This window comes from Nocardia sp. NPDC023733, assembly GCF_040639775.1.
Classification (GTDB): Bacteria; Actinomycetota; Actinomycetes; order Mycobacteriales; family Mycobacteriaceae; genus Nocardia; species Nocardia rosealba.
Window position 1 is genome coordinate 207,701 of sequence record NZ_JBFAAN010000005.1, and the last position, 13,252, is coordinate 220,952.

Consider the following 13,252-nt stretch of genomic DNA (forward strand, 5'->3'; position numbering starts at 1 on the left):
TCTCAGCGCGACCACCTGTCGCAACCTGCCAAGTGGCGCGTTCGGACAAATTTATCTTGACGCCAATTGTCGTACGGTGCCAGGATTGGCCGACGCATGCCGAGCGATGAGGAGCCCAGGTGACCGGCACCGAACTGAAACCCGAAGATGCTGCAGCACCGGCGAATTCGATGCGATGGTGGGCGCTCGTCGTGCTCTCCGCCGCGCAGCTGATGGTGGTGCTCGATGCCACCGTCATCACCATCGCGCTGCCGTACGCCCAGCGCGACCTCGCCATCACCGACGGCGACAAACAATGGGCCATCACCGCCTACACGCTGATCTTCGGCGGGCTGCTGCTGCTCGGCGGGCGGATGGCCGACTACCTGGGCCGCCGCCGCATCTTCCTGGTCGGCCTCGTCGGTTTCGCCGTCGCCTCGGCGCTGGCGGGCCTGGCGCAGAACACCGTGCAGTTGTTCCTCGGCCGCGGACTCCAGGGTGCGTTCGCCGCCCTGCTCGCGCCCGCGGCGCTGTCGCTGCTGTCGGTGATCTTCACCGATGTGCGCGAGCGGGCCCGCGCGTTCGCGGTATTCGCCGGGATCACCGCCGGTGGGGTGGCGTTCGGGCTGATCGTCGGCGGCGCGCTCACCGAGTTCGCGTCCTGGCGGTGGACGTTGCTGATCAACACCCCGATCGCCCTCGTCGCGGTGGCCGGCGCGCTCGCCGTGATCGCCCGCGACATCCCCGCACCGCGCACCGGCGGCTACGACCTGCCCGGCGCCGTCACCGTGACTCTCGGCCTGGTCGCGATCGTCTACGGATTCAGCCGGGCCGCCGAGCACGGCTGGCTGTCGCCGAGCACGTTCGGACTGCTCGGTGCCGGTTCCGCGTTGCTCCTGGCCTTCGTCGTCATCGAGGCACGATCGACGAATCCGCTGCTGCCCCTTCGCATTCCCGGGGAGATCAACCGCGGCGGCGCTTTGCTCACCGCGCTGCTGATCCCCATCGCGATGTTCGCCATGTTCCTGTTCCTCAGCTTCTACTACCAGAACACCCTCGGATATTCGCCGCTCGAGGCGGGCATCGCGTTCCTGCCGTTCCCGATCGGCATCGGCATCGCGGCGGGCATCACCAGTTCGCTGCTGCCCAAGTTCGGCCCGCGCCCGGTGATGGTGGTCGGCGCCCTGCTCGGAGTGGTCGGGCTGGTCTGGCTGGCGCAGCTGAGTTACGGCGACGGTTACGCGCTGAGCGTGCTGCCCGCCCAGGTGGTGATGGCCTTCGGTATGGGCCCGCTGTTCGTCGGTATGCAGGCCGTCGCGCTGCACCAGGTGCGCGCCGAGGATTCCGGTGTCGCCAGCGCCCTGCTCAATGCCGCCCAGCAGGTCGGCGGCGCGGTGGGCACCGCACTGCTCACCACGCTGTCGGTGCAGGCCGCCGAGCACTACGTCGCCGAGCACCCCACCGTCGACCATCTCGTCGAACGCGCCTCGATCTACAGCTACGACGTCGCCTTCTACGTCGGAGCGGGCTTCTTCCTCGCCGCCGCCGTCGTGATCGCCCTGATGATCAGGGACAAGCCGGAGAATCTGATCGAAGGCGACGAGCGCGCGACGGCCGCGCCGATTGTCGTCTGACCAGGGACGGGCAGGTCCGCGAGGCCCTCGCCGGGGTTACCGCCCGGTAACCGATCGAAGGCAGATGGGGTGCGGGTGCGCGGAGTAGTTTCGAGGTGTGCCGCACAGCGGGACCTCCCGTCGCGGTGAGGTCCCGGGCAGCAGTACGCTCGTCATGTTTGCACCTACACGTCCCGCAGACAACGCGGGGCATATACGTTGTCTGTTGGAACTGCTGGGGTCCGCTCACAAGCGTGTTCGCCCGGCCGTGCAATGAGGGCACCCACCGAGGAGGACACGAAGATCCATGTCCAAGATCAAGGTTGAAGGCACCGTCGTAGAACTCGACGGCGACGAGATGACCCGGATCATCTGGCAGTTCATCAAGGACAAGCTGATCCATCCCTATCTCGACGTGAATCTCGAGTACTACGACCTCGGTATCGAGTACCGCGACAAGACAGACGACCAGGTCACCATCGACGCGGCGAACGCCATCAAGCAGCACGGCGTCGGCGTGAAGTGCGCCACCATCACCCCCGACGAAGCGCGGGTGAAGGAATTCGGTCTCAAGAAGATGTGGCGCTCGCCCAACGGCACCATCCGAAACATTCTGGGTGGCACCATCTTCCGCGCGCCGATCATCATCTCCAACGTGCCGCGCCTGGTGCCCGGCTGGACCAAGCCGATCATCATCGGCCGTCACGCGTTCGGCGACCAGTACCGCGCCACCGACTTCAAGGTCTACGAGGCGGGCACCGTCACGCTGACCTTCACCCCGGAGGACGGCAGCGAGCCGATCGTGCACGAGGTCGTGAAGATGCCCGAGGACGGCGGCGTCGTCATGGGTATGTACAACTTCAAGAAGTCCATCGAGGACTTCGCGCGGGCCTCGTTCAACTACGGCCTGCAGCAGAACTACCCGGTGTACCTCTCCACGAAGAACACCATCCTCAAGGCCTACGACGGCATGTTCAAGGACACCTTCCAGGAAGTCTTCGACGCCGAGTTCAAGGCCGAGTTCGACGCCGCGGGCCTCACCTACGAGCACCGCCTCATCGACGACATGGTCGCCTCCTCCATGAAGTGGGAGGGCGGTTACGTGTGGGCCTGTAAGAACTACGACGGCGACGTGCAGTCCGACACCGTGGCCCAGGGCTTCGGTTCGCTCGGCCTGATGACCTCGGTGCTGCTCACCCCGGACGGCAAGACCTGCGAGGCCGAGGCCGCGCACGGCACGGTCACCCGGCACTACCGCCAGCACCAGCAGGGCAAGCCGACCTCGACCAACCCGATCGCGTCGATCTTCGCCTGGACCCGTGGTCTCGAGCACCGCGGCAAGCTGGACAACACCCCCGAGGTGATCGGCTTCGCGCAGGCGCTCGAGGACGTCGTCATCAAGACCGTCGAAGGGGGGCAGATGACCAAGGACCTGGCACTGCTCGTCGGCGGCGATCAGGGCTACCTGAGCACCGAGGAATTCCTCGGCGCGCTGGACGCCAACCTGGCTCGCGCACTGAAGTGAACTCGTGCGGGTTCGCGTCGCGAACCCGCAGCTGTGAAACGCTCGCATCGAACGCCTGATGCGAGCGTTTCTGTTTCAGCGGGCTTGATGAACGCTTTCGCGGGCCCGATCCGGTGCTGTCGTCGACCGAAGCCGTCGCAGGTGGGATAACTCACGGCGGTCTCGGGATGCGGTGGGATGCTCGGGCCCGTTGCATAGAAGCGTGACTTCTTCCCTCGCGACCTCCGAACGCCTCGACGCGCCACGCACCAGCTGGCATGTCCCGGCGATGCTGGCGTTGGCGCTGGGAGGGTTCGGCATCGGCACCACCGAGTTCGTGACCATGGGTCTCCTGCCCGATATCGCCGCGGCCTTCGGCATCTCCGAGCCCTCGGCCGGGCACGCGGTGTCGGCGTATGCGCTCGGCGTCGTGGTGGGCGCGCCGTTGATCGCGGCGCTGTGCGCACGGGTGCCGCGCAAGAAACTGCTCATTGTGCTGATGGCCGCGTTCACCCTCGGCAACGCGGCGACGGTGCTCGCGCCGACCTTCGGGACGCTGGTGGTGGCCCGGTTCGTGTCCGGTCTGCCGCACGGCGCGTACTTCGGTGTGGCCTCCCTCGCCGCCGCGACGCTCGCGCCTGTCGGGCAGCGGGCCAAAGCGGTGGCGGCGGTGATGCTCGGGCTCAGCGTGGCGAATGTGGTCGGTGTCCCCGGTGCGACCTGGCTCGGACAACACTTCGGCTGGCGCGACGCCTACGTCGTCGTCGCTTTCATCGGCATTGCGACCGTGGCCGCGCTGTGGCGCTACCTGCCCGCCCTGAGCGACATGAAGATCACCAACCCGATGACCGAACTCGGCGCCCTGCGCCGCCCGCAGGTGCTGCTCACCCTGGCCGTCGGCGCGATCGGCTTCGGCGGCATGTTCGCCGTGTACACCTACATCGCCACCACCATGACCGATGTCGCCGGCATGCCGATCGGTGCCGTGCCGATCGTGCTCGCGCTGTTCGGCCTCGGCATGATCGCCGGCAATGTCGTCGGCGGCATTCTCGCCGACCGCGGCGTCGACCGCTCGATCTTCGCGGCGATGATCGCGATGGTGGTGATCCTGGCCGGCTTCGTCCTCGCCGCCCACAACCCGATCACCGCTGCCATCGGCGCCTTCCTCGTCGGCGCCTCCGGCGCGGCCCTGGCTCCCGGCCTGCAAACCCGCCTCATGGACGTCGCCGCCGACGCCCAAACCCTCGCCGCCGCCCTCAACCACGCCGCTCTCAACATCGCCAACGCCGCAGGCGCCTGGCTCGGCGGCCTCGTCATCGCCGCAGGCCTCGGCTATACCGCCCCCGCCCTGGTCGGCGCCGTCCTCGCCGTCGCAGGCGTCGCCCTCTTCACGGTCACCGTCCTCCTGGCACGCCGCTCCACCCCCAACACGCCGTAACCGATTCCGCGCGGAATACCTTGCGGCATACGGTGCTCCGCATGCCGAGCTACCTCCACGAGGGTTTGCTTGATCTGTTCCGCACCGACGCTCTGCTGGCACCGACGCTGCTGGCAGAGGAGTTCGGAATCCCGCTACCCGGCTTGTCCCGAATGCGGGCAGAGTCGTGCGACTTCACCGATATCGGGCCGAAGGAGTTCCGTGGGGACCTCGCACTCAGTACGCACAACGATCGCGATCTGCCGATGCTCGGGGTCTGTGTCGAGGTCCAATTGGCGGCCGACGATGTTCGGCGCTGGAAGTGGCCGGTCTACCTGACCACATTGCGGTCCAGATTGTGCTGCCCCGTGGTGCTGCTGGTGGTGACGCCGAACGCGAAGGTGGCGAAGTGGGCAGAGCAGCCGATCGAGCTCGACAATGTCGGATCCGTCGTCCAGCCGCTGGTGCTAGGTCCCGACCGCTTCCCGGTAGTGACCGACCCCGACGAAGCCCGACGCCGTCCCGAGCGCGCGACATTGTCGGCTATCGCCCACGGTGCGGGGCCGCATATGGAGGAGGTCCTCGCCGCCTTCCTCGCCGGCCTGATGAAAACCGACGACGAACATGCGAAAATGTATCTTGATCTGGTCGACGACGCGTTGACCCTCGCGGCAAGCCGACGCCTGGAGGACCTCATGAAAAGCACTCCCGAGTACCGCGGCCGCATCGCCACCAAGTACGTGGCAAGCGAACGTGCGCACGCTGTGCTCACCGTGCTGACTGCCCGAGGACTCGAGCTTTCAGCGGCGCAACGCGCCCAGCTCGCCGCGTGCACGGATTTGGAACAGCTCGACGCTTGGTTGACCGAGGCTGCCACCGCAACGCGCACCGATGAACTTTTCAGCTGAGGTGTGCCCGTTCGAAGAAGTCGATGAGTACCGGGCTGAGGGACGTGCGCAAGGGCGGATTATCCAAGCTGCGCAGAACGTGCTGACGGTGCTTACCGCGCGGCGGCTGGATTTGTCGGCGCAGCAGCGCGAGCAGCTTGCCGCATGCACCGATCTCGATCAGCTGGAAGCCTGGCTGTTGCAGGCCGTCACAGCAACCAGCGCAGACGAACTCTTCGGCTGAATCCCGGATCTGCCCGGGCGGAGTCGAGCCCGCCCGGGCAGGTGCGAATTCAGGCGGGGCAGACGGCGGCGGAGCCGCACTGGAGCTGGCGTAAGAGGTCGGCGAAGTCATCGAGGATGGCGCTGCCGAGGTTGCTCCGCCCGGGGTGGGCCGCGGAACGAGCAGTCTATTTTGTGGGCTCGTAATCGGAGGTCGGTGACGGCAACTCCGGCGCGAAAGCGCAGGCGGGGTAGGTCGTTGGGTGCCGGGCAGGCGAGCGGACGGTTCGAGCTGTATATGATCCACTCGCTGTGCTCGGGGGGAAGATCTCATGGAGACCCCGCGCGTCTTTCAACAGGAGGGGTTGTCCGTGCGAAACCGAATTGCGCTGTGCGCCACCGTCGTGGCTACGGGAATGCTGCTGGCCGGATGCCAGGAAGAGCTGCCGAGTGGCAAGCCCGCCCCGTCGACGTCCGCCACGACTACCGCGCAGGCGCCCGCGACGCCCAATGCCGACGGCGTGCTGAATCCGGGTGACATCGGCAAGCTCGAATCGGGCGTCGAGCTGTCGATTCTGAAGGTGGAGGCCGACGAGGTGGAGCGTCAGGGCACCGTTTCGGTGTTCACCTTCCAGCTGAACAACACGGGAAAGACCACTCTCGACCACTGGTCGCACCCGAGCCTGGTGTACGGCGACGACGGCACCGCCGCCGAATCCGTCATGTCGCTGGACAAGAAGTACCAGTACGGGCTGGAGGGCAAGCTGCCCCCGGGCTCCAAGCAGACCATCAAGATCGCCTACGCCGTCCCGGTCGACAAGCTGAAGCCGGCCGTCGTCACCTCCGAGGACCTGATCTGGCGCGGCGACTTCAGCAAGTACAACAAGGGCTGAGACCCTCCGCCGACCGGATCGATGTGGCCATCCGGTCGGCGTCGCGCCCCCACACTGGCTAGCGTGGGTGGATGGAATCGCACTACGAAGCACCGCGACATTCGACCGGGGCGCCGTCATGAGCCGCGGCACCGTCCTCATCACCGGCGCCAGCTCGGGCCTCGGCGCGGAGATGGCAAGGCAGTTCGCGGCGCTCGGGTACGACCTCGGCCTGTGCGCCCGCCGCACCGAGCGCCTCGAGGAGCTGCGCGCGGAGGTCCTCGAGAAACACCCTGACCGGGTGGTTTCGGTGAAACAGCTCGACGTCACCGACGACTCCGCCGTGTTCACCGTCTTCGACGAATTCGCCGAGGAGTTCGGCGTGATCGATCGGGTGATCGTGAATGCGGGTCTCGGCAAAGGCGCACCGTTGGGCACCGGCAAGCACGCGGCCAACCGCGAGACAGCGGTGGTGAATTTCCTTGCCGCACTGGCCCAGACCGAGGCCGCGATGAAGATCTTCCGCGCGCAAGGACGCGGCCACCTGGTCATGATCTCCTCGATCTCAGGCCTGCGTGGCATGCCCAAGACTCTCACCACCTATGCCGCCACCAAGGCCGGCGTCGCCGCCTTGGCCGAGGGCCTGCGCGCCGAAGCCGTTCCGGGCGTGGATGTATCGGTGGTCTACCCGGGTTACATCCGCTCGGAGATGAACGACCGCATCAAACACGAGCCGAAGTTCATGGTGGACACCGAAACCGGCGTGCGCGCCATGGTCGCCGCCATCGAGAAGCGTCGCGCCAATGCGTATGTCCCCAGCTGGCCGTGGCTGCCCCTCGGTTACGCCCTGCGCATCCTGCCGTCGTCGGTCGTGCGCAGACTCATGTGAGAACCACGAAAGCCGTGTGGGCGAAAAGTGTTCACCCACACGGCCTTCGGCGTTGAAATCAGTGCTGACGCGGCAGCAGGTGCACGCCGTGCTTGTCGGTGGACAAGGCCAGCGAGGAGATGTACTGGATCTCTCCCTCGGGTCCGGGGACGGCCGAGGCGATCATGTCGGGGCGCTCGAACTCCAAGCCGGTGACGTGGCAGGGGAGTAGTTCGCCCGAGGGGTTGCCGTGTTCGTCGAACATGGGAGTCTTGATGCCGTCGTCGGAGCGGCGCAGGTAGTACTTGCCCTTGGTCGCCAGCGCGGTGACCGGGGTGGCGATGAACGACACCAGCACCGCGACCAGCGGGGAGTACGGCTTCAGCAGCTCACCGAACAGGCCGAAGAAGGTCATGATCGACAGCACCGCCGACAACCCGAAACCGACCAGACCCACGGGGTTGAAGTCGTAGAGCATGCCGCGCCGGAACTCCGGCACCTTCGGCGAGATCTTCAGCAGGTACTTGTTGACCGCGATATCGGTGGCGACGGTGACGATCCAGGCGATGCCGCAGTTGGCGTAGAAGCCGAGGATGCCGTTGAGGAAGTCGAACATGTCGGCTTCCATCAGGATCAGCGCGACGACCAGGTTCACCACGAGGAACACCAGGCGACCGGGGTAGGTCTTGGTGACGCGGGTGTAGGAGTTGGTCCAGGCCAGCGAGCCGGAGTAGGCGTTGGTGACATTGATCTTCACCTGGCTGATGACCACGAGCACCACCGCGAGCGTCATCGCGAGCCAGCCGGGAACCATGTCGCGGTAGATCTCCAGGAACTGGTGCACCGGCTGGTTCGCGATCGACTGGGCCGCGGGCAGGTTCGCGATCAGGTACACCGCGAGGAACAGGCCGACCACCTGCTTGGCCGCACCGAACAGCACCCAGCCGGGCCCGGCCAGCAGCATCCAGCCCCACCACTTGGCCCGGTTCTCCGGGGTGCGCGGCGGCATGAAGCGCAGGTAGTCGATCTGCTCGGCGATCTGGGCGATCAGCGACAGGCAGACACCGGCGGCCAGTAGCGCACCGGACACGCTCACACCCTGGCCGTCCTTACCGCCGTAGGCGAAGAACGAACCGACCGATTCGGGGTGGCGAACCAGCAGGAAGCCGAACGGCGCGACCATCAGCAACAGCCACAGCGGCGTGGTCCACACCTGCAATTTGGCCAGGGTGTTCATGCCGTAGATGACCAGCGGGAAGATGATGACCGTCGAGGCGAGATACCCCAGCCACAACGGAATTCCGAGCCCTAATTCCAGGCCCTGGGCCATGATCGAACCTTCGAGCGCGAAGAAGATGAAGGTGAACGAGGCGAACACGATATTGGTGATCACCGAACCGTAGTAACCGAATCCGCTACCGCGCGTGATCAGGTCGAGATCGATGTTGTAGCGCGCCGCGTAATAAGCGAGCGGAAAGCCGGTGAGCATCACGACGACGGCGAAGATACCGATGCCGATCAGGGCGTTTCCGGTGCCGTGCGCGATGCCGATATTGGCGCCGATCGCGAAATCGGCCAGATACGCGATGCCGCCGAGTGCGGAGATACCGACAACCGCCGGGCTCCATTTTCGGTAGCTCCGGGGGGCGAAGCGCAGCGTGTAGTCCTCGAGTGTTTCTTTGGCGGCGGTATCTGCTCCGGCCATTTACCTCTCTCCTTCATCCGCTGCCGCTCGAATTCGGCGACTCACCGACGGTCGTGCACGGATGTAGACGGGTATTTTCCGATTCGTTACGCCGCTGTTACGTACCGCGAGGGTGACCGGGGTCACCGAAACCGTCCACACCGAAACAAGCACGGATGTATGTTTCGCAGAGGACGAACGTCAGGAGCGAACAGTGTTCGAGTGGTCCGAAACCGATCTGATGATCCGCGATGCCGTGCGGACCTTCATCGACAAGGAGGTCCGCCCGCACCTCGATGCCCTGGACAGCGGCGAGATGCTGCCGTACCCGATTCTGCGAAAGCTGTTCAGCCAGTTCGGCATCGTCACCATGGCCGAGGACATGGTCACCAAGATGCTCGCCAAAGAGGAAAGCGGGGAGGCCGGCGGGAGCAAGCGCGGCCCGTTCGGCGATCAGCAGTCGATGATGGCGGTGCTCATCAGCGAATTGTCCGGCGTGTGTATGGGTTTGGTGTCCGCGCTCGGGGTGAGCATCGGTCTGGGCGCGACCACCATCATGTCGCGTGGCACGCTCGCGCAGAAGCAGCGCTGGCTCGCCGACATCGTCACCCTGCGCAAGGTGGCCTCCTGGGCGATCACCGAACCCGACTCCGGCTCGGACGCGTTCGGCGGCATGAAGACTCGCGTCGAACGCGACGGCGAGGACTACATCCTCAACGGCCAGAAGACCTTCATCACCAACGGCCCGTGCGCCGACGTGATCATCGTCTACGCCAAGCTCGACGAGGGCGACGGCGCGGACAAGCGTGATCGCAAGGTGCTCACCTTCGTGCTCGACAAGGGCATGGAGGGTCTCACCCAGGGCAAACCGTTCAAGAAGATGGGCCTGCACTCCTCACCCACCGGCGAGCTGTTCTTCGACAACGTCCGACTCGGCAAGGACCGCCTGCTCGGCGAGACCGAAGATCATCGCGGTGGCGACGGAAGGGAAAGCGCCAGAGCCAGTTTCACCGCCGAACGGATCGGCGTCGGTTTCATGGCGCTCGGTGTGATCGAGGAATGCCACCGGCTCTGTGTGGATTACGCGCGCAACCGCACCCTGTGGGGTCAGGAGATCGGGCGCTTCCAGCTGATCCAGCTCAAGCTGGCCAAGATGGAAGTCGCACGGATCAATGTGCGGAACATGGTGTTCAGCGTGCTCGAACGCAGCAAGGCCGGTAAGCCGCCGAGCCTGGCCGAGGCCTCGGCGATGAAGCTGTACTGCTCCGAGGCCGCCACCGAGGTGGCGATGGAGGCCGTGCAGCTGTTCGGCGGCAACGGGTACATGAGCGAGTACCGCGTCGAACAACTCGCCCGCGACGCCAAGTCGCTGATGATCTACGCGGGCAGCAACGAGATCCAGGTGACCCACATCGCCAAGGGCCTGCTCGCGCGCTGATCACACGGCACGCAGGTGCCCCCGGCTGGCGTAGATGTGCTCGGCGATGAGCGTCGCGATCCGGTCGGGGGCCTCGAGCATCGGCACGTGCCCCACCCCGTGCACCAGGATGCGATCCGCCGATGCGGGCAGTTCGCGCAGGTAGTGGGTGGCGTAGACGCTGTTGGGGATGATCCGGTCGTACTCGGCGAGCAGCATGCGGATGGGTGTTTCCAGTTCGGCGAGGTCGTCCATGCCGGGCGCGCGCAGGCTGCCGAGGATCAGCGGCACGATCACGTCGCAGTGCAGTGCGGCGATGAGTGTGGTGACCAGTTCGTGGCGTGGCACGGCGCCGGTGCGTTTGGTCAGCAGCAGCGCCGTGGCGTGCTGCACCAGCCGGTTGTCGATCGCGACGTCACCGAGACGCCTGCCGACCGCGATGAACGGCAGCAGCGAAGCGAACTTGACGCCGATCCTGATCTGGGTGATCGAGGGCGAGGCCCAACCGCCGGCCGCCGCGATGGTGGTGAGGGTGCGGGCCCGGCCGCGTCGCGCGAGCTCGAGACCCACCCAGCCGCCGAGCGAATTTCCCGCGATATGGCAGGTGCGCCAGCCCAATTCGTCGAGCTGGTCCTCGATCTGGTCGGCCAGGGCGTAAACGTCGAGCGTCCAGCCCTCGACTTTCGGTCCACCCCAGTGCCCGGCGAACGCGGGCGCGTACACCTCGCAGTGGGCGGCCATGCGGTGGGCGACCTGCTCCCAGCAGTGTGGCGACAACATGAATCCGTGCAACAGCAGCACCGGGTCGCCGGACCCGAGATGCAGGGCCGCGACCGGCTCCGGGCGGGCGGGGGACTTGGCGGTGCGTGACGTCATCGTCATCACCCCTTCCTGGACGACAGTGTCCTGTTACCCGAGGTTAGCGCGGGGGAACCGCCGAGCGCGGGCTGTTGCCGTGCCGGCGATCACAACGTTCGCGCCGCCGGGTTGTTCCCCTACACGTTCGGGAATACCCGCCGATGTACCGTCCTACGCGTGGCAATCATTCTCTCGACCGTGAACGTCAACGGTGTCCGCGCGGCGGCGACCAAAGGCATGCTCGCCTGGCTCGACGCCACCGAAGCCGACATCGTCTGCCTGCAGGAGACCAGGGCCACCGACGCGCAAACCGCTGCCGCGCTGGCTCCCGCACTCGCGGCCGGGTGGGTGCTCACCCATGCCGAACCGGAGTCGAAGGGCCGCGCCGGTGTCGGCATCCTGTCGCGGCGTGCGCCCGACGCGGTGCGGATCGGTTTCGGCAGCACCGAGTTCGCCGCGTCGGGCCGCTACCTCGAGGCCGACTTCGGCGAGCTCACCGTGGCGAGTGTGTACGTCCATTCGGGCGAGGAGAACACACCCAAGCAGGACGAGAAGTACCGCTTCATGGCCGAACTCGGCGCCTACCTGAAGACCAGGACCGGTGAGTTCGTGGTGAGCGGCGACTGGAACATCGCCCCCGCCGAGGTGGACCTGAAGAACTGGAAGGGCAACCAGAAGTCGGCGGGCTTCCTGCCCGAGGAACGCGCCTGGATCGCCGAACTGCTCGCCGCGGGCTACGTCGACGTGGTCCGCGCCCTGCACCCCGATGTCGCGGGCCCGTACAGCTGGTGGTCCTACCGCGGCCGCGCCTTCGACAACGACTCCGGGTGGCGCATCGATTACCAGCTCGCCCGAGGTGAACTCACCGGCCGCGCCAAGCAGGCCGTCGTCGAACGCGCCGCCGCCTACGACCAGCGCTGGTCCGACCACGCGCCGGTTACTGTGCAATACCGATGAACATCTCACGGAAAACTCTCGGTCTGCTCGGCGGACTCGTTCTTGTCCTCGCGGCGCTCGGTCTGACGCTGTTCGGTGGTCGTGGTTCGGATTCGACTACGGCGGCGACCACCACGCGCGCGGTCGCGTCGTCCACCGCGCCGAAACCCGCGGCACCTGCGGCCAAGCCGTCGGCGAATCCGTCGGCGGCGCCGGTCACGAAGGTGGCGGGGGTGCCGGATCGGGCCTACGCCACGCTCGTCGAGATCGACGCGGGGCGCTGGCCGGATTCGGCGAACGCGCCCGGCACCAAGGGTGGTGAGCAGTTCATGAACCGGGGAACCAAACTGCCGCCCAAGGATTCGGCGGGGAATCCGGTGAAGTATCAGGAGTGGGATGTGAATCCCAAGCAACGCAACCGGGGTCGCGACGCGGAACGCATCGTCACCGGCAGCGACGGCAGCGCCTGGTACACCGGTGACCACTACGAAACGTTCACGAGGATGCGCTGATGCCACTGACGCTGTCGCAGTTCCTTGCCCGCCCGCCCGCCGAGGCGCCCGCCGCGGCCGACGCACCGGTGCTCGGCGCCATGGCGGTGGATGCCAACCAGTTCAGCGCCATCCGCTACGACGCCCCCGCCGACTACCGCGTGCGCGAACTACGCGGCACCAAGATGCGCGATGTCGCCGCCCTGTTCGACGAGTTCGCGGCCGCCTTCCAATTCCCGTACTACTTCGGCGCCAACAAGGACGCCTTCGACGAATGCCTACGCGACCTCGACGATTTCGTCGGCGACGCGCCCGGATACGTCGCGGTGGTCCGCACCGCCGACGACCTGCTCGCCGACGAGCCAACCGAACGCGCCTGGTTCGAGGCGGCCATGCGCGACTGCGCCGCCTACTGGTCCCGCCGCGACGTGGTGTTCCGGGTTGTCCTGCAAGGCGACCCGGTTACCTTCGGTGCGGTAGCGCTCGTCGAGTGATGCCGAGGGA

The 13,252-nt window shown here is 66.3% G+C and carries 13 protein-coding genes; 11 read left to right on the forward strand and 2 right to left on the reverse strand.

The genetic code is table 11. The features are described 5' to 3' along the window. Positions 1-119: 119 nt before the first annotated feature. From AB0F86_RS21210 to AB0F86_RS21240, 7 genes are all read left to right on the forward strand, one after another. Positions 120-1,613, forward strand: coding sequence for an MFS transporter (locus AB0F86_RS21210; protein ID WP_356984910.1), 1,494 nt, complete (start codon positions 120-122; stop codon positions 1,611-1,613). 286 nt (positions 1,614-1,899) lie between these two features. Further along, the gene (locus AB0F86_RS21215) at positions 1,900-3,117 is read left to right on the forward strand and encodes an NADP-dependent isocitrate dehydrogenase (protein ID WP_067490842.1); all 1,218 of its coding nucleotides are present in this window, start codon (positions 1,900-1,902) and stop codon (positions 3,115-3,117) included. A 268-nt stretch (positions 3,118-3,385) separates the two neighbouring features. Continuing rightward, positions 3,386-4,534: an MFS transporter gene (locus AB0F86_RS21220; protein WP_356985018.1), complete on the forward strand. Its 1,149-nt coding sequence runs from the start codon at positions 3,386-3,388 to the stop codon at positions 4,532-4,534. Between the two features lie 41 nt (positions 4,535-4,575). Next, positions 4,576-5,421 carry a hypothetical protein gene (locus AB0F86_RS21225; RefSeq protein WP_356984909.1) on the forward strand — a complete coding sequence of 282 codons (846 nt, stop codon included), beginning with the start codon at positions 4,576-4,578 and terminating at the stop codon, positions 5,419-5,421. Further along, on the forward strand, positions 5,405-5,644 hold the full coding sequence (locus AB0F86_RS21230; protein WP_356984908.1) for a hypothetical protein: 240 nt from the start codon (positions 5,405-5,407) through the stop codon (positions 5,642-5,644). Before AB0F86_RS21225 ends, AB0F86_RS21230 begins: the two co-directional genes overlap by 17 nt. A 349-nt stretch (positions 5,645-5,993) precedes the next feature. Continuing rightward, positions 5,994-6,515 (forward strand): hypothetical protein, encoded by a 522-nt coding sequence (locus AB0F86_RS21235; RefSeq protein WP_225282022.1) that lies wholly within the window; start codon positions 5,994-5,996, stop codon positions 6,513-6,515. Between the two features lie 118 nt (positions 6,516-6,633). After that, complete coding sequence (locus AB0F86_RS21240) at positions 6,634-7,383, forward strand: SDR family oxidoreductase (RefSeq protein WP_356984907.1); 750 nt, start codon at positions 6,634-6,636, stop codon at positions 7,381-7,383. A 58-nt stretch (positions 7,384-7,441) separates the two neighbouring features. On the opposite strand, the gene AB0F86_RS21245 is transcribed toward AB0F86_RS21240, so the two are convergent. Further along, positions 7,442-9,067 carry a hypothetical protein gene (locus AB0F86_RS21245; protein ID WP_225282024.1) on the reverse strand — a complete coding sequence of 542 codons (1,626 nt, stop codon included), beginning with the start codon at positions 9,065-9,067 and terminating at the stop codon, positions 7,442-7,444. 193 nt (positions 9,068-9,260) lie between these two features. On the opposite strand from AB0F86_RS21245, the gene AB0F86_RS21250 reads away from it, so the two are divergent. After that, positions 9,261-10,484 (forward strand): acyl-CoA dehydrogenase family protein, encoded by a 1,224-nt coding sequence (locus AB0F86_RS21250; RefSeq protein WP_356984906.1) that lies wholly within the window; start codon positions 9,261-9,263, stop codon positions 10,482-10,484. Here the strand turns inward: AB0F86_RS21250 and AB0F86_RS21255 are convergent, their stop codons facing one another. Beyond that, positions 10,485-11,345, reverse strand: coding sequence for an alpha/beta hydrolase (locus AB0F86_RS21255; protein WP_225282026.1), 861 nt, complete (start codon positions 11,343-11,345; stop codon positions 10,485-10,487). Between the two features lie 153 nt (positions 11,346-11,498). Between AB0F86_RS21255 and AB0F86_RS21260 the strand changes: the two genes are divergently transcribed. From AB0F86_RS21260 to AB0F86_RS21270, 3 genes are read left to right on the forward strand one after another with little or no spacing between them, the layout of a single operon-like run. After that, positions 11,499-12,278 carry an exodeoxyribonuclease III gene (locus AB0F86_RS21260; RefSeq protein WP_356984905.1) on the forward strand — a complete coding sequence of 260 codons (780 nt, stop codon included), beginning with the start codon at positions 11,499-11,501 and terminating at the stop codon, positions 12,276-12,278. Then, positions 12,275-12,769 (forward strand): ribonuclease domain-containing protein, encoded by a 495-nt coding sequence (locus tag AB0F86_RS21265; RefSeq protein ID WP_356984904.1) that lies wholly within the window; start codon positions 12,275-12,277, stop codon positions 12,767-12,769. The genes AB0F86_RS21260 and AB0F86_RS21265 overlap by 4 nt, the downstream gene beginning before the upstream one ends. Beyond that, complete coding sequence (locus tag AB0F86_RS21270; protein WP_356984903.1) at positions 12,769-13,242, forward strand: barstar family protein; 474 nt, start codon at positions 12,769-12,771, stop codon at positions 13,240-13,242. The genes AB0F86_RS21265 and AB0F86_RS21270 overlap by 1 nt, the downstream gene beginning before the upstream one ends. Positions 13,243-13,252 lie beyond the last annotated feature (10 nt).

Bases quoted from the DNA above. Each gene is read 5' to 3' on its own strand.
- AB0F86_RS21215 (WP_067490842.1), top strand. From the start codon at position 1,900: ATGTCCAAGATCAAGGTTGAAGGCACCGTCGTAGAACTCGACGGCGAC.
- AB0F86_RS21220 (WP_356985018.1), top strand. From the start codon at position 3,386: ATGCTGGCGTTGGCGCTGGGAGGGTTCGGCATCGGCACCACCGAGTTC.
- AB0F86_RS21225 (WP_356984909.1), top strand. From the start codon at position 4,576: ATGCCGAGCTACCTCCACGAGGGTTTGCTTGATCTGTTCCGCACCGAC.
- AB0F86_RS21230 (WP_356984908.1), top strand. From the start codon at position 5,405: ATGAACTTTTCAGCTGAGGTGTGCCCGTTCGAAGAAGTCGATGAGTAC.
- AB0F86_RS21240 (WP_356984907.1), top strand. From the start codon at position 6,634: ATGAGCCGCGGCACCGTCCTCATCACCGGCGCCAGCTCGGGCCTCGGC.
- AB0F86_RS21245 (WP_225282024.1), bottom strand. From the start codon at position 9,067: ATGGCCGGAGCAGATACCGCCGCCAAAGAAACACTCGAGGACTACACG.
- AB0F86_RS21255 (WP_225282026.1), bottom strand. From the start codon at position 11,345: ATGACGATGACGTCACGCACCGCCAAGTCCCCCGCCCGCCCGGAGCCG.
- AB0F86_RS21265 (WP_356984904.1), top strand. From the start codon at position 12,275: ATGAACATCTCACGGAAAACTCTCGGTCTGCTCGGCGGACTCGTTCTT.
- AB0F86_RS21270 (WP_356984903.1), top strand. From the start codon at position 12,769: ATGCCACTGACGCTGTCGCAGTTCCTTGCCCGCCCGCCCGCCGAGGCG.